Genomic DNA, 23,036 nt, shown 5'->3' with positions numbered 1-23,036 from the left:
CCCCCGGGATATCGGTGGCGCGACGCAGGAGGGTCTGGCTGCCGCCCGCGGGGATCGTCTCCTGCCGGGCAGACCACAGTGGCGGGACCGCACCGGAATCGCACCGGATTTCCTCGTCTGGCATCGCGTGCTGGACGGCGCAAATCTAACACGCGCGGTTCTCGGGCAGATCTGGCGCGCGGTGGTCGGCGGGCCTACCGTGAGACGGTGACCAGCGTTCGGAGCAGGTGGCGCCGCGGCCTCGGCGCCGTCGCGCGATGGATTCGGAGCGCGCCGGTCACCTACGCGTGGCTGGTGATCCTGCTGGCCACCACCATCGTCGCGCACCGGGTGTCGCCCCAGCGGCTGGACCGGATCCTGGGCAAACGGTCGACGAACATCGACAACCTGCTGCACGATCCGGTCCGTGCGATCTTCGGCAGCCTGTTCTGGCTCGACGGCGCGTACTGGATTCCGTACGTCGTCGGATTCACGGTCTTCCTGGCGCCCGCGGAACGCTGGCTCGGCAGTCGGCGGTTCGTCGTCGTCGGCCTGAGCGGACACATTCTCGCGACCCTGGTCAGCCAGGGGCTCGTCGGCGCCGAGATCGCGCGCGGCGACGCCAATCCGTCGCTCACTTACGCCATCGACGTCGGGGTCAGCTACTTCATGGCATCGGTGATCGGCGTCCTGGCCTACCGGTTTCCGCGGCCGTGGCGGTGGGTGTACGTCGCCGGGGCGACGGTCGCCTTCTGCGCACCGCTGGCGGTGGCTCCCGTGACCTTCACGGCGATCGGTCACGCGAGCGCGCTGCTCATCGGTTTCGCGTGGTATCCGACGGCCCGGGGACGGCCGATGCTGGATGTCGAGGCGACGGTGCGCCGGCTCCGTCAGCGCTCCGGAGCCGCGGCTCCGACTGTGCGCCACAGGAACTCGTAGGCCAGCGCCGATTTGAACGCCGCCTGGCGGTTGTCGGCCGCGCCGCCGTGCCCTCCCTCGATGTTCTCGTAGTACCGGACCGGGTGACCCTGTTCCTCCATCCGCGCCGCGAACTTCCGGGCGTGGCCGGGGTGCACGCGGTCGTCCCGAGTCGAGGTGGTCACGAGCATCTCGGGCATGGCGGCGTCGGCACGCAGCCGCTGATACGGCGAGTACTTCGAGATGAACTCCCACTCGTCCGGATCGTCCGGATCGCCGTACTCGGCCATCCACGACGCTCCGGCGAGCAACAGGTGGTACCGGCGCATGTCGAGTAGGGGGACCTGGCACACCAGCGCGCCGAACAGGTCCGGATAGGTGGTGGCCATGACCCCCATCAGCAGACCGCCGTTGGAGCCACCCTGCGCGGCCAACCGGGCCGGGGTGGTCAGTCCGCGCCCCACGAGGTCGCGGGCCACCGCCGCGAAGTCCTCGTACACCAGGTGTCGGCCGGCCTTCTGCGCCTGCGTGTGCCAGGCCGGGCCGTACTCGCCGCCCCCGCGGATGTTCGCGATCACGTAGATGCCGCCCCGGCTGATCCAGCTCCGCCCGGCGATACCGAGATAGCTGGGCGTCATCGAGTTCTCGAAGCCGCCGTATCCGTAGAGCAGGGTGGGACCGGACGCCACGTCGTCGCGTTTGACGACGAAATAGGGGACGGCCGTGCCGTCGTCGGACGTGGCGAAGAACTGTTGCGCCGACACGGCGGACGCGTCGTAGAACTCGGGGGACGATTTGATGACCGACACCCCCTCGGACGTGGAACCCTGGAGCAGGCTCGGGGCCTGGACGAAGGTGCTGGCCGACAACCAGATCTCGTCACTGTGATCGGGGTCGGTGTCGAGCACGCCGATCGTCGCGAGGTCGGGCAGCCCGTTCAGCGGCTCGGACTCCCAGGTGCCCAAGCGGAGAAGCTCGACGCGGGTGGCCACGTCGTGCAGCGTCACCATCACCAGGTGCGAGCGGGTGTACGCGAGGTCCTGCAGGCTGGTGTGCGCGTCGGGAGTGAACAGCACGCGGTGGGTGCGGTCGCCCGACAGGTACGAGGGGTAATCGAAGAGCAGCAGCGCTCCGGCCGGATGCTCCTGGCCGTCGACCGTCCACGGCGACCGCGTCAGGACGGTCAGCCAGTCGTGCCGGACGTCGAAGTGCGAGTCGGTCGGCACGTCGATGCGGAGGAGTTCGTCGCCGCGCAGTTCGTAGGCGATCTCGTTGAAGAAGTCCACCGACCGGGAGACGAAGTGCCGCACATGGCCGGGCGTCCGGTCGCAGGCTGCGCCGACGGCGACGTCGGACACCTCGCCCGCGAAGACCGTCGGGGCGTCCGCCACGTCGGTGCCACGCGACCAGCGCCGGACGGTCCTCGGATAACCGGAGGAGGTCAGCGCGGGCAGCCCGTCCGGAGTCTCGCCGAAGTCGGTGCCGACGTACACCGTGTCGCGGTCGATCCAGCTGACGGACGACTTGGCCTCCGGCAGGACGAAGCCGTCGTCCACCCAGTCCCGCGCGAGTACGTCGAATTCCCGCACCACTGCCGCGTCGGCGCCGCCTCGCGACAGCGAGATCAGCGCGCGGTCGTACTCGGGCCGGTTCATGGTGGCGCCCGACCACACCCAGTTCTCACCCTCCGCCGCGGCGAGGGCGTCGACGTCGATCAGGACGTCCCATTCGGGTTCGGCGGAGCGGTAGCTGTCGAGAGTGGTACGCCGCCAGAGACCTTTCGGGTGCGCCGAATCGCGCCAGAAGTTGTAGAGGAAGCCGCCGCGCCGGCGCACGTACGGAATGCGTTCGTCGTTGTCGAGCACTTCGAGGGCGCCGGCTTCGAGTTCGGCGAAGCGCTCCGAGCCGGTCAGCTCGGCGACGGTGGGAGCGTTGTGCTCACGCACCCACCGCAGGGCGTCGTCGCCGGTCACGTCTTCGAGCCACAGGTACGGATCGTCGTCGGTCACGGTGTCCAACGTACCGGCGCCGGCGCGGCGGCCTTCCGGTGGCGGGCTACGCGCCCACCCGCGAGGTCTCGACAGCGTCCTCGACCGGCTCGGCACCCGGAGTCTTGGTTCCGGCGATCGAGCAACCAGCGGTCTCGCGCAGGAAGCTGAGGGCGATACCGCCCACCACGCACGCGGCCATCATGTACACGGCCGGGAAAAGGTTCCAGCCGGTCTGGTCGACGACGGCGTCGTTGACCAGGGGTGCCGTACCGCCGAAGGCGGCGGTGGACAGGTTGTATGAGATCGCGAAGCCCGCATAGCGCACGTGAGTGGGGAACATCGCGGGGAAGGTCGCCGAAATGGTCGCCAGCTGCGGGATGTAGAGGACGCCGAGCACGACGAATCCGACGATCGCCCATCCGAAACCCTGGCCCATCAGCCAGTACATCGGCAGCGCGAAGACGAACAGACCCACGAGGGAGACCCGCCACATCGGTTTGCGGCCGGTGCTGTCGGACCACATGCCGAACACCGGGATGAGCAGCATCATCACCACCTGGCCGATCAGGACCACCACCGAGGCGGTGTCCTCGCTCAGGCCGATGGTGCCCTTGAGGTACTGCGGCTGGTAGGCCAGCAGGGTGTAGTTCGCGATGTTGAGCGCGACCACCATGCCGAACATGATGAGGATCGGCTTCCAGTAGTGCACCAGCGTCTGACGCAGCTGACCGGTGATTCCGCCCGGATCGGCGACCTTCTTCTCCACATCGGTGTACAGCGGCGGATCGTCGAGCTGCGACCGCAGGTAGAGGCCGGCCAGACCCAGGGGGAGAGCGATCAGGAACGGGATGCGCCAGCCCCATTCCTGCATCTGCGACTCGCTCAGGCCGAGGTTCATCAGCAGGACGATGGCGGTTCCCGAGGCGAAGCCGGCCATGGTGCCGAACTCGAGGAAGCTGCCGTACCGTCCGCGCTTGTCGGCCGGCGCGTACTCGGCCATGAACGTGGCCGCGCCGCCGTACTCGCCGCCGGTCGAGAAGCCCTGCACCACTCGCAGTGCGATCAGCAGGATCGGAGCCCAGATACCGATCGACGCGTGGGTCGGCAGTACGCCGATCAGCGCGGTGGCCAGCGAGATCAGCAGGATCGTCAGCGCCAGGACGTGTTTGCGGCCGAGGCGGTCGCCGATCGGTCCCCAGACGAAGCCGCCGAGCGGCCGGAGCACGAAGGAGACGGCGAAGCCGAGCATGGTGCCGATGGTGCCGAGGTGGCCGGGGAAGAACGCCTGGGTGAGGTAGGTGGTGGTCGCGGCGTAGACGCCGTAGTCGTACCACTCGGTGGCGTTGCCGATCGCGGACGCCGCGATCGCCTTCCGGAGCGTCGCCGTGGAGGTGGCGTCGGTGGAGACGGTCGAGTCAGTCATCTGACCTCCGAATTGTCGATAGTCGTTTCTCGGGTCGGGCGAACTGGATTCATTCGACGGCGGCGACGTGGAGCGCCGCGGATCTGACTACCACTTCCCCCGGCCGGTAGGGCCCATCGACTCTCGGGTCAGTGACCCGAACGGACTAATCCTGCCTATCACGTTTCGCGGACCAGTGGAAACCGCGCGGACCGCGGGGCGGGTGGTCCCGCGGTCCGCGCGACGGCCGGAATCAGCCTGCGGCGGTCAGCGGATCGGGGACCTCTCCGGTCCGGATCGGGCAGCGGGTGTGGGAGTAGATGGTCGGCATGCAGAGGTTGCAATGCACGCACTTGCTGCGGGTGGACGGGTCCGCCTCGATGAGGTGCGGCAGATCCGGCTCGCGCAGCAGCGCGCGGCCCATCGCGACGAAGTCGAAGCCCTCGTCCATCGCCGTCCGCATCGATGCGTGATCGGTCACGCCGCCGAGCAGGATCAGCGGCAGGGACACCGCCCTGCGGAGTTCGCGGGCGAGCGGAAGCAGGTAGGTGTCGGTGTACGGATAGTGCTTCAGGAACAGGCGGCCGCCGAGCTTCATACCGGTCTTGACCGGTCCGGCCATCGCCTCGGCGAACGATTCCAGCGGCGGCTCGCCGTGGAACAGGTACATCGGATTCAGCAGCGAACTCCCTGCGGTGGGCTCGATGGCGTCGATGAACCCGTCGCTCTCGAACAGTTCGGCGTATTTGATCGCATCGTCGAGATTGGTGCAGCTCCAAGGTCTGCCACCGCGTCCGCGGGCGGGTTTGCCGAGGCCGTCGAACATGTTGAGCTTGGCCCAGACAGCGGCCTCGTCGCCGACCTCGTTGCGCACCGCTTCGAGGACTTCGCGGGCGAACCGGGCGCGATTCACGGCCGAGCCGCCGTATTCGTCGCGCCGGTGGTTCAGCAGCGGTGACATGAATGCGCTGAGCAGGTAGTTGTGGCCGCAGTGGATCTCCAAGCCGTCGAACCCGCTGTCGACGGCCAGCCGCGCGGCGGTGGCGAACTTGCGCACCAGTCCGGGGATGTCGTCGCGCGCTACCTTCGCGGTCAGCGACATGCCCATCGGCGCGGGGATCCGGCCCGGACCGAGCGCCGGAAGCCTGTTGGACACGGCGTTCGCGACCGGCCCGGCGTGCCCGAGTTGAGCTGCGGCCAGAGCGCCTTCGGCGTGGATCGCCGAGGTGAGCCGCTGCAGGCCCGGGACCGCCTCGGGCCGCATCCAGATCTGATGGCGGTCGGTGCGGCCTTCAGGCGCGATCGCGCAGTAGGCGACCGTCGACATCGCCGCGCCGCCCGCGGCCACCTCGCGGTGGAACTCGATGAGCTCGTCGGTCACCAGTGCGTCGGGCGTCATGGCCTCGAAGGTCGCGCACTTGATGATCCGGTTCCGGAGCGTGAGCGGTCCGAGCACAGCTGGGCTCAGCGGGTCGTTCCCGGCTCTCGGTGCGGGATCTTTCGGATTCGGGCTGGTGGTCATCGAATGCCTTTCGGTAGGCCGGCGAGGCCGGCGATGAGGAAGTCGGACAGGGCTGCGACGTTGTCGGGGGAGATCTCCCGGGGTGCGGCGAACTCGGTCATCATCAGGCCGAACGCGAAGCGCCAGCGGCGTCGTGCGACGTCGGGGTCCAGGCCGGGCACGGTGGCGGTGAGCAGTTCGGTCCACACGTCGAGCTGGAACCACCGGCTGTCCCACGGCGCTCGCGGATGAGTGAGCACGAATTGGGCGAGGGTGCGGACCAGGGGTGCGGTCTCGGGGGCGGCCTGCAACGCGATGAGCGGGTCGAGAATCGCCTCGACGATGTCGGTGACGGTGCGCGGACCCGCTTGGAGTGTGTCGAGCTGGTCGGACCATTCCGGTTCGAGGCGGTCTTGGAGCAGCGCGGCGACCAGCGACTCCTTCGATCCGAAGTGGTAGTGCACGGCCGCGGGGTTGGCGCCGGCCTCGCCGCACACCGCCCGCACCGACAGGTCGTCGTAGGGCACGGCGGTGAGGAGTCGTTCGGCCGCGTCCAACAGGCGCGAGCGTGTGGTGGCGGCAGTCGGGTCGACGGGCATCTGTTGAGCAGATCACATTTCAATCAGCGTTTCAATCACTGATTGAATTGTGATGCGTGACTGAGCGTGACCGGACACCTGCGTGGCACACAGGGGAGAAGTACGCTGAACTGCGTGGCTGAACATTTTCAAACAGTTGTCCTGGGAGCCGGTCCCGGTGGGTACGTGGCCGCGATCCGGTCCGCCCAGCTGGGCATGAAGACCGCCGTCATCGAAGAGAAGTGGTGGGGAGGTGTCTGTCTCAACGTCGGGTGCATCCCCTCGAAGGCGTTGCTGCGCAACGCCGAACTCGCACACGTCTTCAATCACGAGGCCAAGACCTTCGGTATCAGCGGTGAGGTGAGCTTCGACTTCGGAGCCGCCTTCGACCGCAGCCGCAAGGTGTCCGACGGCATCGTGAAGGGCGTTCACTTCTTGATGAAGAAGAACGGCATCACCGAGATCGACGGATACGGCGTCTTCCGCGACGCTGAGACGATCCTCGTCGGAGATCGGGAGATCACCTTCGACAACGTCATCATCGACACCGGTTCCACCGTCAAGCTGCTCCCGGGCGTCGCGCTGAGCGACAACGTGGTGACCTACGAGACGCAGATCCTCACCCGCGATCTGCCCGGCTCGATCGTCATCGTGGGTGCCGGCGCCATCGGCATGGAGTTCGGGTACGTACTCGCCAACTACGGCGTCGACGTCACCATCATCGAGTTCATGCCGCGCGTGCTGCCGAACGAGGACGCCGACGTCTCGAAGGAGATCGCGAAGGCCTACAAGAAGCTCGGCGTCAAGATTCTCACCGGCACCGGTGTGCAGAGCGTCGACGACAACGGCGACAACGTCACGGTGACGTACAAGGACGCCAAGGGCGCCGACGGAAGCATCACCGTCGACAAGGTCCTGATGTCGGTCGGCTTCGCTCCCCGGGTGGAGGGCTACGGCCTGGAGAACACCGGTGTCGCACTCACCGACCGCGGCGCCATCGCGATCGACGACCACATGCGCACCAACGTTCCCGGCATCTACGCGATCGGCGACGTGACCGCCAAACTGCAGCTGGCCCACGTGGCCGAGGCGCAGGGCGTCGTGGCCGCCGAGACCATGGCCGGCGCCGAGACGATGACGCTGGGCGACTACCGGATGATGCCGCGCGCCACGTTCTGCCAGCCGCAGGTCGCGTCGTTCGGTCTCACCGAGGAGCAGGCCGAGGCCGAGGGCTACCGGATCACCGTCTCCAAGTTCCCGTTCAGCGCCAACGGCAAGGCTCAGGGCCTGGCCGCCCCGGCCGGCTTCGTGAAGCTCATCACCGATGCCGAGACCGAGGAACTGCTCGGCGGCCACCTGGTCGGCGACAACGTCTCCGAGATGCTGCCCGAACTGACGCTGGCGCAGAAGTGGGACCTCACCGCTCGTGAACTGGCCCGCAACGTCCACACCCATCCGACGATGAGCGAGGCTCTCCAGGAGACCTTCCACGGCGCGATCGGTCACATGATCAACCTGTAGCGACACCCGCTCAGATCCGCTCGGCGAGGGCGCCGCACCGACACCCGGTGCGGCGCCCTCGCGTCTGCGGTCCGCGCGCACAATGGGTGGCATGCTGCAGCGCGAGTGGACGCCCGGATGGCGTGTTCCGGTGCGCGCGATGCTCTCACTGCACCGCCGGGGGCGGGCCGATCCGGCGTACCGGGTGGCGACCGACGGATCCGTGTGGCGCGCGGTCCACACGCCCGACGGTCCCGGCACGCTCGCGGTCGCGGGCCGCGCCGACGGTTCGGTGCTCGCCCGGGCGTGGGGGCCCGGCGCGGGCTGGCTCGTCGAGAACGTGCCGGCGATGCTGGGTGCGCACGACGACCCCGCGGCGCTGACCCCCCTCGATCGGGCGGTCGCACGTCTGGCGGAACGGGTTCCCGACCTCCGCATCGGGCGCACCGACCGCGTCTGGGAGGCCCTGGTGGCGGCGGTCTTCGAACAGAAGGTGGTGGGCGACGAGGCCTACCGGGCCTGGCGCTATCTGCTGACCCGATACGGCGACCGCGCGCCCGGGCCGGTCCCGGCCGACATGAGGGTGCCGCCGCCGCGCCCGAGGTGGCGGGAGATCACCGAGTCGGACTGGCACCGGAGCGGGCTCGAACCGGTGCGCGCTCGGACCGTCAGAGCCGCCGCGACGGTCGACGTGGAGCGGAAGGCGGACCGCCTCACCGCCCTTCGCGGCATCGGCCCGTGGACCGCCGCGCACACCCGGATACGCGCGGTCGGTGACCCGGACGCGGTCCCGGTGGGCGACTATCACACTCCGTCGGTCGTCGGACTCGCATTGATCGGCGAGCGGGTCGACGACGACGGGATGCTGGAGTTGCTGGAACCGTATGCGGGCCAACGCTATCGGGTGATCCGGTTGTGCGAGCTGGGTGCGGGGATGCCGGCCCGTCGCGGACCGCGGATGCCGGTGCGCGACTACCGCTCGTTCTGACATCCGAGTCAGCGTGCAGGGGTGCGAACTTCAGGTGGTGCGAACTGCAGGGGTGTGAACTCCGGACAACCGCAGCACGAGTTCGCAGTCGCCGGCCGAATCGGGCGAGACGTCGACGGCATAGGCGCCTCCCAGTGCCGGCGACGCCTGCTCGAGTGCGAACTCCACCGCGCCGCGGACGATGCCGTGGGCGATCTCGGGATTACGTGACGCGATGCTCTGCAGCGGGCAGCCGCAGACCGACAACTGGTGCTCGCCGAATGCGCTGAGCGCATCGGTCACCCGGAAGCCGAGCCGCGTCAGCATCGCCTCGACCACCGTCACCGGGTCGGGGACAGCGACCGCATCGACGTCGGCACCACGTCGGCCGCGTGCCCAGAGTCGGCCGGTCTCCGCGGCGACCCGTTCGCGTTCGGCCTCGGTCTCGCCGATGCGGCGCAGCAGCAGGTGCACGAGTTCGTCGGCGGACGGGGCGGGCACGATGCGGTAGACCACGCGCGGCCGCCCGACGCCGCGGGGTTCGGTGGTCTCGGTGACGGCCGAACCCTCGTCGACCAGGTTGTTCAGGTGGAACCGGGCGGTCGTGACGTGAACGCCCAGCGAATCGGCCACCTCATGCGCGTCCATTCCGTCCGGGGCGTCGGCGAGGAGCGCGCGGGCTCGGTCTCGAGGGCGCACGGGCATGGCGACCCCCTCCTGATGTCAGCTTCCGTGGATCATCACCAGTGTTACCGCACCGTCGGTGACCGCGTGCAGCGAGTGGGTCACCCGGGCGTCGACCCGGATCGCGGTGCCGGGTTCGAGCCGGACGGTGGCGCCCGCGACCGTGAAGTCCACGGCGCCCGACTGGCCGAGCACCACGATCGGGTGGGCGGCGAGGTGGTCGGGCATCTCCTGTCCCTCGCGGAAGGAGAGCCGAACGACGGTCTCGGTATCGCTCCGATGGATCCGCTTCACCGCCGGCTTCGACCCGGTGTCCCCCGTGTTGGGTGCGTTCAGTCCGGTCAGATAGGTGAACGGCGCCGCCGCCGTCTCTCTGCCCGCTGTCTCACTGCTCGACATCGGGTTTCCTCACGATCACTTCGATGGCGGCCATCTGGTCACGGTACTTCGCGAACACCTTGCGCATCCCCAGGATCCGCTTGCGCGCCGACCGGTTGCGGGCCACGTTGAAGGCGATCCTCAGTGTCCCGGCCACACCCTCGTCGGCGATCATCCGTGCGGGTTCCAGGAGCGCCATCGGCGCGAACCGCACGCGCTCGACGACGAACCCCGATCGCTCCAGAGCCTCGCGCCACTCGGCCTCGGTGAGCGGGCGGGCGTTCACCTTGATCGAGCGTGCCAGCGCTTTGCGGATCTCGGTCTTCGCGTCGTCCGGCAGGGTGTCGGGATGCAGCGACAACTCGTGCACGGCGTATCGGCCTCCGGGACGCAGCACTCGGAACGCCTCGTCGATGATGGCGGATTTGCCTCGATCGGACTGCATGGTCAGCATCGCCTCGCCGACCACGACGTCGGCGCTCGCCGCATCGAGCCCGGTGTCGTCGGCGTCGGCGTGAACCACTCGGCCGCGGTCGCCGATCGCGGCCGCGGTCAGTGCGACGGCCTGCTCATCGGCTTCCACGCCGAGGTAGCTCCGCGGCCGGCGGCCGAGGATCTCGACCGCGGTCTTGCCGAGGCCCGGTGCCAGTTCCACCACGTCGGCGCCGGCGAGCGCGGCATCGTCGAGCAAGGCGGCGGTGAGCTCGCGGCCGCCGGGCCGCAGCACGCGCTTGCCGACCTTGGCGAGCAGCCAGTGGCCGGGCAGATCCTCGTCCCGGCGGTCGGACAGAGGGAGCTCTCCTGTATGCGGATCGGACATGACCACTCCTGCCTATTCAGCGGAATAAATTCCTTTAAATAGGCTAGCCTAAGCTAGTTCGCTTGCCTAGGGGTCAGACGCGAGGTCGCCGCGCGTGAACGTATTGGCCGACGCCGGTGATGGTCTGCTCCACGTGTGTCATCCCGAGATCGTCGAACCGGTCCAGCAACTCCCGGCGCCCGAAGATCCGCAGTCCCGACAGCCCGGCGACGAGATCGGCGCCGGGGACTGCGGCGATCGACGATCGCACGGAGGTGAAGACGATCAGTTCGCCGCCCGGCTTCACCACGCGGGCCATCTCGTCGAGCACAGGGAGCGGGTCGGGGATCAGGTAGAGCGCGGCGAGGCACATCACGGTGTCGAACGACGCGTCCGGCACCGGCAGTCGGTGGGCGTCGCCGCGGACGTAGGCGATGCGGTCGTCGCGGTGATCGCGCTGCGCCTGTTCGAGCATGCTCGCGGAGAAGTCGAGGCCGACGTACCGGCCGTCGCCCGTGAGCCCCGAGGCGGCGTCCCGGCTGTAGTTGCCGGGGCCGCAGGCGACGTCGAGGACGAGCCGTTCGCCGGGCCTGGCCAGGTAGGCGCGCAGCGCGCGGTCGTAGTCCAGAGTCTGCGATCCGCCGAGGCTGAAGCCCCTGGTGAACACCGGCCGCCAGAGGCGCTCGTAGATCTGCGAGAACGCCGGGTTGCCCATGAGTCGTTGCGCCACGGAGGTCATCGGCGACCGCTTCCCCGGAACTCGTCACGCTGGACGCGGAGCGCGGTGATGGTGGTCGCGAGCCCGTCGTACTGCTCCACCAGCAGGACGAAGGCGACGGCGCGGCGCTCGTCGAGGTGCCGGCGCAGCGCCTGCCAGGTCTGATCGCCCAGGTCGCGCTCGGCGACGAGTTCGTCCACGGCCGACAGCAGGGTTCGCTCGCGGTCGCCCCAGCCGGCGTCGGGTCCCTCGAGGATCTGCTCGAACGCCTCAGCGGTGATCCCCGCGCGTGCCCCCAGGCGTCGATGGTGGTCGAGCTCGTAGTCGCAGGAGCGCAGGTGGGCGACGCGGATGATGATCATCTCGGTCTCTTTGCGCGACAGTTCGCCGAACGGCATCATGCGCGACGAGTAGTGCAACCAACCGCGGAACAGGCCCCGGCTGCGGCCGAGCGTGGCGAAGATGTGCGGGTCGTCGGTGCCGGTGGCCAGGCCCATCGCGCGGACCACCAGCCAGTTCACCGGGCCGAGTTCGCGCAGAGTGCCGGGGGCGACGCGAGGTGTATTCATGTCGACCCAAGGTAGTCCAGCCGCGGCTCACCCCGGCATGTACGGAGAAACCGTGCTGCGGTGTTCGTCGATCGCCAGATTGGCACCGAGTTGTGGAAAGGCGCGCTGGGGGCAGTTGAGACGGTCGCAGACCCGGCACCCGGCGCCGATCGGCGTCGTTCGCGCATCGGTGCCGATCTCGGTGCCGTCGGAGTAGACGATGCGTCCGGCGTGGCGCAGTTCGCAGCCCATGCCGATCGCGAACGACTTGCCGGGCTGCCCGTACCGCGCAGCGCGCCGCTCCACGGTGCGCGACACCCAGAAGTACTCGCGGCCGTCCGGCATCTCGGTGATCTGGGTCAGGATCTTGCCCGGCGAGACGAATGCTTCGTACACGTTCCAGAGCGGGCAGGTGCCGCCGCTGGAGGAGAAGTTGAAGCCGGTGGCCGACTGCCTCTTGGACATGTTCCCGGCGCGGTCGACGCGGACGAAGGTCCACGGGACTCCGCGCAGACTCGGCCGCTGGAGCGTCGAGAGCCGATGGCAGATGGTCTCGTACGAGACGGCGTAGAAGGCCGAGAGCCGTTCGATGTCGTAGCGGAAGTCCTCGGCCGCACCGTGGAACTGCCCGTAGGGCAGCATCGCGGCGGCGGCGAAGTAGTTGGCCAGCCCCTGTCGGCCGAGGGCCACGGCGTCGTCTGTGGTGAACCCGCCGTCGGCCACGAGTTCGTCGATCAGATCGCCGAACTCGAGGTAGGCCAGTTCCGCGGCGATCTTGAAGGTGCGCTGGCCGGCGGAGAGCGCCGCGGAGAATTCCAGCTGGCGCCGCTCGGGGTCGAACCGGTGCAGCACGTCGTCGCCCAGGTCCACGCGCCGGATGATCCGCACGCCGTGCCGGTCCTCGAGGCGCGAGGCCAGGCCGGCGCGGATGTCGGCCGAGTGCATGCGCATCCGCGAGGTCAGGTCCTCGGCGGCCTCGTCCAGTTCGTGCACGTAGTTGCGACGTTGGTAGAAGAAGTTGCGGACCTCCTCGTGCGGGGCGCTGATGGTTCCGCGCGTGCCGGAGTCGCCGCGACCGGCCGTCGCCGCCGCGAGTTGCTCGGAGACCACGCGGTACCGCTGGTAGATCCCGACCAGTGCTTCGGCGATCGCCCGGTGGCTGCCGACCAGCGACGCCACCTCACCCGCCTCGCTGGCGGCGGGATCGAAGTCGAGGTCCTCGTCCAGCAGTGCCTCCCGCAGTTCGGCGACGAGCCGGACGTCGTCCTGCGGGTCGAAGAAGTCGATGTCGAGTCCGAACAGATCGGTGATCTTCGCCAGGACCGGGCCGGTCAGCGGCCGGTTGTCGTGCTCGATCTGGTTCAGGTACGACGCGGAGATGCCCAGCATGCCCGCCAGGGCCTGCTGCGAGAGTCCGCGGTCGGCGCGGAGCCCGCGGATCCGCCCGCCGACGAACATCTTCTGGCCGGCCGGGTGTTCAGTGCTCACGCGATGTGCCTCCATCCCCGCGGCTCTCCGCCGGGTACGGTGCCGGTGTGCTTCGCTCCATTCTGTCCCGTTCCGCACTCGCCCGTACCACCGCACTCGCGGCCGCCTGCGCGGGTCTGATCGGCGTCGCCGGATGCGGGGACGGCAGTGCGCAGGAGCCGACGTTGCCCAGCCTGCTGCTCACCAGCGATCAGCTGCCGCCGGACTTCACCGCGGTTCCGATGATGGTCAACGATCTGATCGTGTCGAATCGCAGCACGCTGGAACAGTCGAAGACGGTGGCCTTCACCCCGCCGGAGTGCGCGCCCACCGCTGATGCCGAGTTCAATCCGCAACTGACCGAGGACAACTCGGCTCTGCTGGTGGCGCGATCGGACACCGGAGTCTTCAGTGAACTGCTCTCTAGCGTCCGCCGCGACATCGATGCGGACCGTCGTGCGACGACGGGCCCGTGCGCGGTCGTGACGGCGGTTCCCAGCAAGGGCACGCTGGCCGGGGCGCACATCGTGACCACGACGGTGGAACTGCCCGCGCTCCGCGACTCGGCCGTGGAGCAGTCGTTCCTGGTGCGCAGCGATTCGGTGACCACGCTGCCCGGCGGCGCCGTCCGCGCCCGCGCGGGTCTGATGGGCAACATCCTGGTCCGGCGGCCCAGCGGCGAGACCGTCACGCTGCAGCTGGGCCTGTCGACCGACGAACGCGCCGTCAGCGAGCAGGAGCGCGCGGCGGTGGTTCCGGGTTCGGCGCTCGTCGCGGCGCCGGTGACCGACGACGAGTTCGTGCGGCTCGTTCGAGACGCCGTCACGCGTGCCGCACGCTGATCTTCCGTCGTTTCGCGCCGCGGCCGTCTGTGAAGTGCCGCACTTTCGGCCGCGGTGCCCGTCGCCGCCGAGTGCCGCGGTCGGTGTCGCGCGGCCGAGCGTCCCGCGACGAGTTTTCCCAGTACGCGCGTACTTTTTTGAGATTCGGCCCGTGAGGTTCACACATCAATATTTACAAGCTTTGCAAAACTCGTCGGTAACATGCCCGTTATTTGCATCCATGTAGGGATTGAACTGCAGGTTTTCCCTATGGCAACCTGATGTCAGGCATCGCCTCAAGGTGTCAACCGGTTCGCAAGAATCGGATGGGGCCGTAAACCCTCAAAGCACTGCGATCGAGCAGTTCTAACGAAAGCGAAGGCTATGAGCAACGTCGGAAAGCCGCGTACCGCCGCCGAGATCCAGCAGGACTGGGACACCAACCCCCGCTGGAAGGGCATCAAGCGCGATTACACCGCGGAGCAGGTCGCTGAGCTCCAGGGCAACGTCGTCGAGGAGCACACGCTCGCCCGCCGCGGCGCGGAGATCCTGTGGGAAGGCGTCACCAAGGGTGACGACAGCTACATCAACGCGCTCGGCGCACTGACCGGCAACATGGCCGTGCAGCAGGTCCGCGCGGGCCTCAAGGCCATCTACCTGTCGGGCTGGCAGGTCGCCGGTGACGCGAACCTCTCGGGCCACACCTACCCGGACCAGTCGCTGTACCCGGCCAACTCGGTGCCGTCGGTGGTCCGCCGCATCAACAATGCGATGCTGCGCGCCGACGAGATCGCTCGCGTCGAGGGCGACGACTCGGTCGACAACTGGGTCGTGCCGATCGTGGCCGACGGTGAGGCCGGCTTCGGTGGCGCTCTCAACGTCTACGAGCTGCAGAAGGCCATGATCGCCGCGGGTGCCGCAGGCACCCACTGGGAGGATCAGCTGGCTTCGGAGAAGAAGTGCGGCCACCTCGGCGGCAAGGTGCTGATCCCGACCCAGCAGCACATCCGCACCCTGACCTCGGCGCGTCTGGCCGCCGACGTCGCCAACACCCCGACCGTCGTCGTCGCCCGCACCGACGCCGAGGCCGCCACCCTGATCACCTCGGACGTCGACGAGCGCGACCGTCCGTTCATCACCGGTGAGCGCACCTCCGAGGGCTTCTACAACGTCAAGAACGGCATCGAGCCCTGCATCGCTCGCGCCAAGGCCTACGCTCCGTACGCCGACCTGATCTGGATGGAGACCGGCAAGCCCGACCTGGCCCTCGCGAAGCAGTTCGCCGAGGCCGTCAAGGCCGAGTACCCGGACCAGCTCCTGGCCTACAACTGCTCGCCTTCCTTCAACTGGAAGCAGCACCTGGACGACGACACCATCGCCAAGTTCCAGAACGAGCTGGGCGCGATGGGCTTCAAGTTCCAGTTCATCACGCTGGCCGGCTTCCACGCCCTCAACTACTCGATGTTCGATCTGGCCTACGGCTACGCTCGCGAGCAGATGAAGGCGTACGTCGACCTGCAGGAGCGCGAGTTCGCTGCCGAGGAGCGCGGTTACACCGCTACCAAGCACCAGCGTGAGGTCGGTGCCGGCTACTTCGACAAGATCGCCACCACCGTCGACCCGAACACCTCGACCGCGGCTCTGAAGGGCTCGACCGAAGAGGGACAGTTCCACTAGGAACCGACGCGACCTTCGCTTGAAAGGTTGACGATCTCGTGATGATCCCGGGGCAGTGGGGTATTGAACCCCAACTGCCCCGGGATCATTGCTAAACAGGTAGTACTTCGCCGTTCGCGCGGCGCGACACGTCAGACAACACTTCAGGAGCCTTCACAATGGCAGGTGAGAAGATTTCACGCGTCGGTATCATCGGCGCAGGTCAGATGGGTGCAGGTATCGCCGAAGTGTGTGCCCGCGCGAACGCCGACGTCCTCGTCTACGAGTCGACGCGCGAACTCGCCGCGGCCGGCCGCTCCCGTATCCTCCGCTCCCTCGACCGCGGCGTCAGCAGCGGCAAACTCACCGAGCGCGAGCGCGAGCAGGCCTCGTGGCGCCTGCGGTTCACCTCCGACCTCGGAGACTTCGCCGACCGCCAGCTGGTGGTCGAGGCGATCATCGAGGACGAGGAGGTCAAGACACAGATCTTCCGGGAACTCGACAAGGTGGTGACCGACCCCAACGCGGTACTGGCCTCCAATACCTCGTCGATCCCGATCATGAAGCTCGGCATGGCGACCGAGAACGCGAGCCGGGTCATCGGCATGCACTTCTTCAATCCGGTCCCGGTGCTGCCCCTCGTCGAACTGGTGACCACGCTGATGACCTCCACCGAGGTCAGCGAGCGCGCCGAGGCCTTCGCGCACGACGTGCTCGGCAAGCAGGTGGTCCGCTCGTCCGACCGTTCCGGCTTCGTGGTCAACGCGCTGCTGGTGCCGTACCTGCTGTCGGCGGTGCGCATGGTGGAGAGCGGATTCGCCACGGTGGAGGACATCGACAAGGCGATGGTGCTCGGCTGCGCACATCCGATGGGTCCGCTCAAGCTCACGGACCTCGTCGGGCTCGACACCGTCAAGGCGATCGCCGACAGCATGTACGAGGAGTTCAAGGAACCGCTGTACTCGCCGCCGCCGCTGCTGCTGCGCATGGTCGAGGCAGGGCGTCTGGGTAAGAAGTCCGGTCGCGGTTTCTATCAGTACGGCGACGGCGCGGCCAAGTAGGCGTGCGCCATGACACGCGCTGACGGCATCGAGTACGGGTCATCGATTCTCGGGTACCCGAGAATCGGTGCGCGCCGCGAACTGAAATTCGCGCTCGAGGACTACTGGCACGGCTCCGGCGATCGCGGGAAGCTCCTCGCCGCCGGCCGTGAGCTCGCCGAGTCGACGTGGCGTGAGCTCGCCGCCACCGGTCTCGAGCAGGTTCCGGGCAACACCTTCTCGTTCTACGACCACGTTCTCGACAACGCGCTGATGTTCGGGATGGTGCCGCGTCGCTTCGAGCCGCTGCACGCCGAGCTCGATCCGATCGACTTCTACTTCGCGATGGCTCGCGGCAAGCCCGACTTCCCGCCGTTGGAGCTGATCAAGTACTTCGACACCAACTACTACTACCGGCAGCCGGAGGTCGGCCCGGACACCGAGTTCTCGCTCGGCCGAGCGGGTTGGCTCAGTGAGAACCTGCTCGACGAGCATGCGCGCGCCGCGGAAGCGGGCATCGAACTGCGACCGATCATGCTGGGGCCGGTCAGCCTGCTGCTGATGAGCAAGCCGGCGGCCGACGCACCGGACGGGTTCCGTCCGCTCGACCGGCTCGACGACCTGCTCGAGGTGTACATCGAGTTGTTCGAGAAGCTGGCCAAGCAGAACACCAAGTGTGTTCAGCTCGACGAGCCCGCTTTCACCTCCGACCGCACCGACGCCGATCTCGCGGCGCTCGCCCGCGCCTACGACCGACTCGGCGGCGCGGGGCTGCGTCCGCGGATCCTCGTCACCGGCGAGTACGGCGATCTGGGCCCGGCTCTCCCGATTCTCGCGGCGACCAAGATCGAGGCGATCGGTCTCGATCTCGTGTCCGCGCCCATGACGCCGAGCATGCTGATGGAGATCGCCGGGCTCCGCCGCAAGCGGCTGTACGCGGGGGTGATCGACGGCCGCAACGTCTGGAAGGCGGCCAAGGGCGGGAAGCTCGACTACCTGCTCCAGATCAAGAAGGTGATCCCCGATCTCGTCGTGTCGACGTCGTGCACCCTGATGCACGTCCCCGTCGACAAGCTCATCGAACCCGACCTTCCCGGCGATGTGGCCGACCGGCTCTCGTTCGCCAAGCAGAAGGTCGCCGAGGTGATCGCGCTGGCGAAGGCGATCTCCGAGGGGGCGCCCGAACACTGGTACACGCGTCCGGCGACCGTCCACTTCAAGCTCAAGCACGAGGTCCGTCAACGAGTCGCCAATATCCGACCGGACCAGCGCGAACGAGCTCCGTACGCCGAACGCCGGAGGGCCCAGGCCGCAGTCCTCGGGCTGCCGCCGGTGCCGACGTGCACGCTGGGGTCGTTTCCGCAGACCGCGGACATCCGACGCGCCCGGCACTACTACGGGCAGGGTCGGCTCACCTGGGACGAGTACGCCGAGCGGCTCCGCGAGGAGATCCGGCGGGTCATCGAGTTGCAGGAGGACATCGGGCTCGACGTCCTCGTCCACGGTGAACCCGAGCGCAACGACATGATCCAGTACTTCGCCGAACTGATGGAGGGCTACGCCTTCACCCACATGGGCTGGGTCCAGGTATACGGCTCGCGATACGTCCGGCCGCCGATCCTCTACGGCGATGTGAAGCGGCGGGGTCCGATGACGATCGAATGGATCACCTACGCGCAGTCGCTGACCGACAAGCCCGTCAAGGGCATTCTCACCGGCCCGGTCACGATGCTCGCACGGTCGTTCGTCCGGCAGGACCAGCCGCTGTACGAGACCGCCGAGCAACTGGCGCTGGCCGTCCGCGACGAGGTGGCGGATCTGGAGCGGGCGGGAATCAAGATCATCCAGGTCGACGAGCCGTCGATCCGGGAGTTGCTGCCTCTGCGCGAACGGGGCCGCGAAGGCTATCTCGACTGGGCGGTCGCGGCGTTCAAACTGGCGGTCGGCGGCGCGAAACCCGAGACGCAGATCCACACGCACCTCGGCTACTCCTCGATCGCCGAAGTGGTCGAGGCGTTCAACGCGATGGACGCCGACGTCACGTCGATCGTGGCGACGCGGTCCATCGACTGGGTGCTGAGCGAACTGACCGAGCACGGCACCGCCATCGAGCGCGGGGTGGGGCCGGGGGTTTACGAGAGCCGCAGCGCGGTGATCCCGGACATCGACACGATCGACGACCGTCTCACCCGGGCCGCGTCGGCGATTCCGATCGATCGGCTCTGGGCCAACCCGGACGGCGGATTGAAGACGCGGCACTACTGGCAACTGGAACCGGCACTCCGCAACATGGTTGCTGCAGCACGCAGGCTGCGGCGTCGGATGGACGCTGACAAAGCGCCTAAGGCGTAGATTCTGCTAGCAGCGAGCTAAAGGGTTGCGCTGGGGCGGACGAGTGGTAGTTGCGCAAGAAACCACGGTGAACACGACGTTTATTGCAGGCGGAAGTACTTTCAGTAGCAGTGACATCGACCACTCACACGCTCCTAGCGCTAGCATTTGCTAGCACATTGACGCACACTGGTGGTGCAAGTTAAAGCAAGCAAGGAGTTGCCATGAGCACCGCCGAACGTACTCTGCCCACCCCGGTCTACGCCGTCGTCGGCGCCGGCGACGTCGCCGTCCAGGAAGTCAAGGACGCCCTCGCCGAGCTGAAGAACCGCGCCCAGGCCTCGCGCGAGCGCACCCAGAGCCGCCTGGACGAGACCCGTAGCCGGATCACCGATCTGCCGACCGAGTTCCCGTCGATCGAGGAACTGCGCGCCAAGCTGACCGCTGACGAACTGCGCAAGGTCGCCGAGCCCTACATCGAGGCCACCACCGGCCTGTACAACTCGCTCGCCGAGCGCGGCGAGAGCGCCGTGGAGCGTCTTCGCCAGACCCCGTACGTCGAGGAGAACCTGGCTCGCGTCGAGAAGGTCTACAACGACGCCGTCGACCTGACCGAGGACGCCCTGGGCGCCGTCTCGACCCAGACCCGTGCCGTGGGCGAGCGCGCTGCCGCACTCGCCGGCCGCGCCGCCGACCGCGTCGAGGATGCGGCTGTCGCCGCCGACGAGGTCTCCGAGAAGCTGCAGGAGACCGCGGCGGACATCGAGAAGGCCGGCACCAAGGCCAAGGCCGACGCCGATGCCGCCGCCAAGAAGGTGAGCACCGCTGCCGCGCGCAAGCCGGCTCCGGCCAAGAAGGCCACCCCGGCCAAGAAGGCCGCGCCCGCCAAGAAGGCTGCGCCGACCGAGAAGTAGTTCCGGTCCGCCGAAACGGCCCCGACACTCGAGAGAGTGCCGGGGCCGATTCGTTGTCTGCGGAGCGTGGGAGACGCTCAGCGGGGAAGCGCGGCCAGGCGCGCGTGCGCTTGCGTCATGATCGAGGTGATCAGTTCCGCGCAGGACGGCAGATCGTCGATCATGCCGACCACCTGGCCGGACGCGAGCACGCCGGCGTCGGTGTTGCCGTCGACCAATCCGGCCTTGAGCAGCATCGGGGTGTTGCCTGCCATGATGATCTGCTGCCAGGTCCGCTCGCCCGACTTCTTCATCGATGCACCGTCGCGCAGCATGGTGGTCCACTTCATACCGGTGAGCTGCTTGAACTCGTTGGCGTTGCGCGCCGCGGCCAGCAGCGCCTTCGCGCGGGAACCGCTTTCGAGGGCGTTGACGAGCTCGGTCCGCAGCACGCGGTGCGGCATGCCGTCCACCTTGAGCGACACCACCGTGTCGTTCAGTCCCCGTTTGAGGTATTCGCGCTTGACGCTGTCCGGGACGGCGGAGTCACTGGTCAGGAGGAACCGGGTGCCCATCGCTATGCCTTCGGCGCCGTAGGCGAGTGCGGCCACCAGACCGCGACCGTCGAAGAAGCCGCCGGCGGCGATCACCGGGATCGACGTCGTCCCGTCGCCGCCGCCGAGGGCGTCGATCACCGACGGCAGCAGCAGCGTGGTCGCCACGCCGCCGGTGTGGCCGCCGCCCTCGCCGCCCTGCACGATGACGGCGTCGGCGCCCCATGACGCGACCTTCACCGCGTGCTTGGCGGCGCCGATCGACGGCACCACCACCAGGCCGTTGTCTTTCAGCTTCGCGATCAGCTCCTTCTTCGGAGCCAGCGCGAACGAGGCGACCTTCACGCCTTCGCGGATCATCAGATCCACGCGCTCGGCCGCATCGGTCGCGTCCGCGCGCAGGTTGACCCCGAAGGGCTTGTCGGTCAGCGACTTGGTCTTCTTGATCGCGAACTCGAGTTCGTCGTAGGTCATCGTCGCCGATGCGAGGATGCCCAGTCCGCCGGCTTCGGCGGTGGCGGCCGTCAGTGACGGTCCGGAGACCCAGCCCATGCCGGTCTGCACGATCGGATAGTCGATGCCGACCAGTTCGGTGAAGCGAGTCGGCAGCGGAGCCGCGGGCGCCGGTCTGTTGTGAGGCGCGGTCACGACCGGACCTCGCGGTCACGGAGATTCTTGGGGTCGAGGACCTCGCGGATGAGCCGCAACTGTTCGTCGGTCGGGTCCGCGGTGGCCGGGGCCGATTCGAGGTCGGCCACCGGGAAGCCGGTGGCGTCGGCGACCGCCTCCGGCGTCACGCCCGGATGCAGCGACAGGGCCCGCATGGTGTGGCCGGGTCCGCGGAAGTCGAAAACGCCGAGGTTGGTGACCACTCGGTGGATGTTCAGATCGTCGAAGGCGGGATTGCGCTCGTCCACCTTGTCGAAGCCGACGCCGGAGACGATGTCGACCCGCTCCGGGAACACCCGAGCCGTATGGTTCCCGACCCAGTAGCTGGTCGGGTGGTTGATGGTGTTGCCGGGAGCGCCGCGCACGCCGAACATCTGGCGAGTCGGCTGCTGCAGCGGACCGAACGCCGAGAGGTTCTGGTTTCCGTAGCGGTCGATCTGGTTGGCGCCCATCACCACGTGCCGCCGGCCGGAGGCGACCACGTCGAACACCTTGCGGAAGGGCATCCACCCTTCCACCGGACCCGACCGGCCCACCGCGGGTGTGTCGGCCAGGATGAGCGCTTCGCCGTCGGTGATGAGCAGATCGGGTTCGGTGGTCAGTCGCGCCAGCCGGGCGCCGATCAGCGGAGTGGTGGCCATCGGCGACGCCATGATCTCGCCCGCGCCGGTGAAGATGTCGGCACACGCCGCGACGCAGTACTCGGCGCGGGTGATGACAGCGGTGGTCTCGGGACTGCTCACTTGGCTTCCTCCTGCTCGGCCTGCCACTTGGCGACCTCGGTCTGGTATCCGGCCTCGTCGACGTCGAGGAAGCGGGTCTTGAACGCCGACCAGCTCTCGTCGTCTGCCGCAGAGGTCGCGTAGTGCTTCAGGAACGCGTTGTCGCGGCCGTATCCGCCCGCGAAGGTGAAGTGTGCGCCGTTCGGGGTGTGGACCACGCGGTCGACGTTCATCCGGTTGATCAGAAGACGTTCGCGGGCGACGGAGTCCACCAGTTCCTCGGTGGGGACCACCTGGTCGGCTTCCAGATAGCGGCGCCGCGCCGCGGCCAGGTACAGATCGTCGAAGTACGGATCGACTCCGGTGTAGGCGGCGTTCCCGTGAGGATCGGCGATGTCGAGGTGGACGAATGCCGCGTCGAGCTCGAGCGCGGGCATCGCGATGAGAGTCTGGGTGCGTCCGTCGGCATCCGGATACGGGGATTCGACGGTTTTGAGCTCGCCTTCCCAGAAATCGGGGACGGCGGAGCCGAGTCCGGCGCGGATGGGCAGGAAGGGCAGGCGTGCGGCGGCGGCCTCCAGGCCGCACTTGACCATGCCCTCGTCCATCTCGCGGGCCTCGATGGCGCCGGACAGACGCGCCTTGGCGAACCAGGGATCGTAGAACGGTGCGGCGTCGAGGGAGACGAAGCCGTAGTACGCGCGTTTCACCTTGCCCGCCGCGCACAGCAGCCCGAGGTCGGCGCCGCCGTAGGTCACCACGGTCAGATCCTTCACATCCGAGCGGGCGATGGCGCGGACCAGCGCCATCGGCTTGCGCCGGGAGCCCCAGCCGCCGATGCCGATCGTCATGCCGTCGCGCAGTTCGGCGACCACGTCGTCGAGGCTCGACGTCTTGTCAGTCTTGGTGGCCATTCGGTG

21 protein-coding genes and 1 riboswitch are annotated in these 23,036 nt (G+C 68.1%); of the genes, 8 read left to right on the top strand and 13 right to left on the bottom strand.

Annotated features, from left to right (window positions below):
- Positions 1 to 56: 56 nt before the first annotated feature.
- Positions 57 to 113: riboswitch (cobalamin riboswitch) on the bottom strand.
- Positions 114 to 207: 94 nt separating this feature from the next.
- On the top strand, positions 208 to 918 hold the full coding sequence (locus ABFX36_RS12770) for a rhomboid-like protein (RefSeq protein ID WP_222110941.1): 711 nt from the start codon (positions 208 to 210) through the stop codon (positions 916 to 918).
- Here ABFX36_RS12770 and ABFX36_RS12765 read toward each other — a convergent pair.
- The 4 genes from ABFX36_RS12765 to ABFX36_RS12750 form a co-directional block, all read right to left on the bottom strand.
- The gene (locus ABFX36_RS12765; RefSeq protein WP_222110942.1) at positions 870 to 2,915 is read right to left on the bottom strand and encodes a prolyl oligopeptidase family serine peptidase; all 2,046 of its coding nucleotides are present in this window, start codon (positions 2,913 to 2,915) and stop codon (positions 870 to 872) included. The genes ABFX36_RS12770 and ABFX36_RS12765 overlap by 49 nt on opposite strands.
- A 37-nt stretch (positions 2,916 to 2,952) precedes the next feature.
- Positions 2,953 to 4,311, bottom strand: coding sequence for an MFS transporter (locus ABFX36_RS12760; RefSeq protein WP_006894178.1), 1,359 nt, complete (start codon positions 4,309 to 4,311; stop codon positions 2,953 to 2,955).
- A 232-nt stretch (positions 4,312 to 4,543) separates the two neighbouring features.
- Positions 4,544 to 5,812 (bottom strand): NADH:flavin oxidoreductase, encoded by a 1,269-nt coding sequence (locus ABFX36_RS12755; protein WP_006894179.1) that lies wholly within the window; start codon positions 5,810 to 5,812, stop codon positions 4,544 to 4,546.
- Entirely contained in the window at positions 5,809 to 6,390 is a 582-nt protein-coding gene (locus ABFX36_RS12750; protein ID WP_222110943.1) for a TetR/AcrR family transcriptional regulator, read from the bottom strand. The genes ABFX36_RS12755 and ABFX36_RS12750 overlap by 4 nt, the downstream gene beginning before the upstream one ends.
- A 114-nt stretch (positions 6,391 to 6,504) precedes the next feature.
- Here ABFX36_RS12750 and lpdA point away from each other — a divergent pair, with 114 nt between their 5' ends.
- Both lpdA and ABFX36_RS12740 read left to right on the top strand, forming a co-directional pair.
- Positions 6,505 to 7,890 carry a dihydrolipoyl dehydrogenase gene (gene lpdA / locus ABFX36_RS12745; protein WP_222110944.1) on the top strand — a complete coding sequence of 462 codons (1,386 nt, stop codon included), beginning with the start codon at positions 6,505 to 6,507 and terminating at the stop codon, positions 7,888 to 7,890.
- A 91-nt stretch (positions 7,891 to 7,981) separates the two neighbouring features.
- On the top strand, positions 7,982 to 8,857 hold the full coding sequence (locus ABFX36_RS12740; protein WP_006894184.1) for a DNA-3-methyladenine glycosylase family protein: 876 nt from the start codon (positions 7,982 to 7,984) through the stop codon (positions 8,855 to 8,857).
- A gap of 30 nt (positions 8,858 to 8,887) precedes the next feature.
- On the opposite strand, the gene ABFX36_RS12735 is transcribed toward ABFX36_RS12740, so the two are convergent.
- The 6 genes from ABFX36_RS12735 to ramB all read right to left on the bottom strand — a co-directional run bounded on the left by ABFX36_RS12735 (position 8,888) and on the right by ramB (position 13,421).
- Positions 8,888 to 9,541, bottom strand: coding sequence for a helix-turn-helix domain-containing protein (locus tag ABFX36_RS12735; protein ID WP_006894185.1), 654 nt, complete (start codon positions 9,539 to 9,541; stop codon positions 8,888 to 8,890).
- A gap of 18 nt (positions 9,542 to 9,559) precedes the next feature.
- On the bottom strand, positions 9,560 to 9,919 hold the full coding sequence (locus tag ABFX36_RS12730; RefSeq protein ID WP_222110945.1) for a cupin domain-containing protein: 360 nt from the start codon (positions 9,917 to 9,919) through the stop codon (positions 9,560 to 9,562).
- Entirely contained in the window at positions 9,906 to 10,718 is an 813-nt protein-coding gene (locus ABFX36_RS12725; protein WP_222110946.1) for a class I SAM-dependent methyltransferase, read from the bottom strand. Before ABFX36_RS12725 ends, ABFX36_RS12730 begins: the two co-directional genes overlap by 14 nt.
- Positions 10,719 to 10,791: 73 nt before the next feature.
- The gene (locus ABFX36_RS12720; protein WP_006894188.1) at positions 10,792 to 11,436 is read right to left on the bottom strand and encodes a class I SAM-dependent methyltransferase; all 645 of its coding nucleotides are present in this window, start codon (positions 11,434 to 11,436) and stop codon (positions 10,792 to 10,794) included.
- On the bottom strand, positions 11,433 to 11,984 hold the full coding sequence (locus ABFX36_RS12715) for a carboxymuconolactone decarboxylase family protein (RefSeq protein WP_222110947.1): 552 nt from the start codon (positions 11,982 to 11,984) through the stop codon (positions 11,433 to 11,435). Before ABFX36_RS12715 ends, ABFX36_RS12720 begins: the two co-directional genes overlap by 4 nt.
- A gap of 27 nt (positions 11,985 to 12,011) precedes the next feature.
- Positions 12,012 to 13,421 carry an acetate metabolism transcriptional regulator RamB gene (gene ramB / locus ABFX36_RS12710; RefSeq protein WP_082083902.1) on the bottom strand — a complete coding sequence of 470 codons (1,410 nt, stop codon included), beginning with the start codon at positions 13,419 to 13,421 and terminating at the stop codon, positions 12,012 to 12,014.
- A gap of 77 nt (positions 13,422 to 13,498) precedes the next feature.
- Here ramB and ABFX36_RS12705 point away from each other — a divergent pair, with 77 nt between their 5' ends.
- The 5 genes from ABFX36_RS12705 to ABFX36_RS12685 all read left to right on the top strand — a co-directional run bounded on the left by ABFX36_RS12705 (position 13,499) and on the right by ABFX36_RS12685 (position 20,192).
- Positions 13,499 to 14,272 carry a hypothetical protein gene (locus ABFX36_RS12705; protein WP_052692381.1) on the top strand — a complete coding sequence of 258 codons (774 nt, stop codon included), beginning with the start codon at positions 13,499 to 13,501 and terminating at the stop codon, positions 14,270 to 14,272.
- 363 nt (positions 14,273 to 14,635) lie between these two features.
- Positions 14,636 to 15,928 carry an isocitrate lyase gene (aceA, locus tag ABFX36_RS12700; protein WP_006894192.1) on the top strand — a complete coding sequence of 431 codons (1,293 nt, stop codon included), beginning with the start codon at positions 14,636 to 14,638 and terminating at the stop codon, positions 15,926 to 15,928.
- Between the two features lie 158 nt (positions 15,929 to 16,086).
- The gene (locus ABFX36_RS12695; protein WP_006894193.1) at positions 16,087 to 16,968 is read left to right on the top strand and encodes a 3-hydroxybutyryl-CoA dehydrogenase; all 882 of its coding nucleotides are present in this window, start codon (positions 16,087 to 16,089) and stop codon (positions 16,966 to 16,968) included.
- Positions 16,969 to 16,977: 9 nt separating this feature from the next.
- On the top strand, positions 16,978 to 19,299 hold the full coding sequence (gene metE / locus ABFX36_RS12690) for a 5-methyltetrahydropteroyltriglutamate--homocysteine S-methyltransferase (protein ID WP_346076630.1): 2,322 nt from the start codon (positions 16,978 to 16,980) through the stop codon (positions 19,297 to 19,299).
- Between the two features lie 203 nt (positions 19,300 to 19,502).
- A complete protein-coding gene (locus ABFX36_RS12685) occupies positions 19,503 to 20,192 on the top strand; it encodes a hypothetical protein (RefSeq protein WP_006894195.1) in 690 nt (229 codons plus the stop codon).
- A gap of 77 nt (positions 20,193 to 20,269) precedes the next feature.
- On the opposite strand, the gene ABFX36_RS12680 is transcribed toward ABFX36_RS12685, so the two are convergent.
- From ABFX36_RS12680 to ABFX36_RS12670, 3 genes are read right to left on the bottom strand one after another with little or no spacing between them, the layout of a single operon-like run.
- The gene (locus ABFX36_RS12680) at positions 20,270 to 21,373 is read right to left on the bottom strand and encodes an NAD(P)H-dependent flavin oxidoreductase (protein WP_346076628.1); all 1,104 of its coding nucleotides are present in this window, start codon (positions 21,371 to 21,373) and stop codon (positions 20,270 to 20,272) included.
- Positions 21,370 to 22,137 (bottom strand): CoA-transferase subunit beta, encoded by a 768-nt coding sequence (locus tag ABFX36_RS12675; RefSeq protein ID WP_346076626.1) that lies wholly within the window; start codon positions 22,135 to 22,137, stop codon positions 21,370 to 21,372. The genes ABFX36_RS12680 and ABFX36_RS12675 overlap by 4 nt, the downstream gene beginning before the upstream one ends.
- The gene (locus ABFX36_RS12670; RefSeq protein WP_006894198.1) at positions 22,134 to 23,030 is read right to left on the bottom strand and encodes a CoA transferase subunit A; all 897 of its coding nucleotides are present in this window, start codon (positions 23,028 to 23,030) and stop codon (positions 22,134 to 22,136) included. Before ABFX36_RS12670 ends, ABFX36_RS12675 begins: the two co-directional genes overlap by 4 nt.
- Between the last annotated feature and the right edge of the window lie 6 nt (positions 23,031 to 23,036).

The organism is Gordonia cholesterolivorans, assembly GCF_039531975.1.
Classification (GTDB): Bacteria; Actinomycetota; Actinomycetes; order Mycobacteriales; family Mycobacteriaceae; genus Gordonia; species Gordonia sihwensis.
Note: the sequence above shows the minus strand (reverse complement) of the source record. Positions and strands in the feature narration are given on the sequence as shown.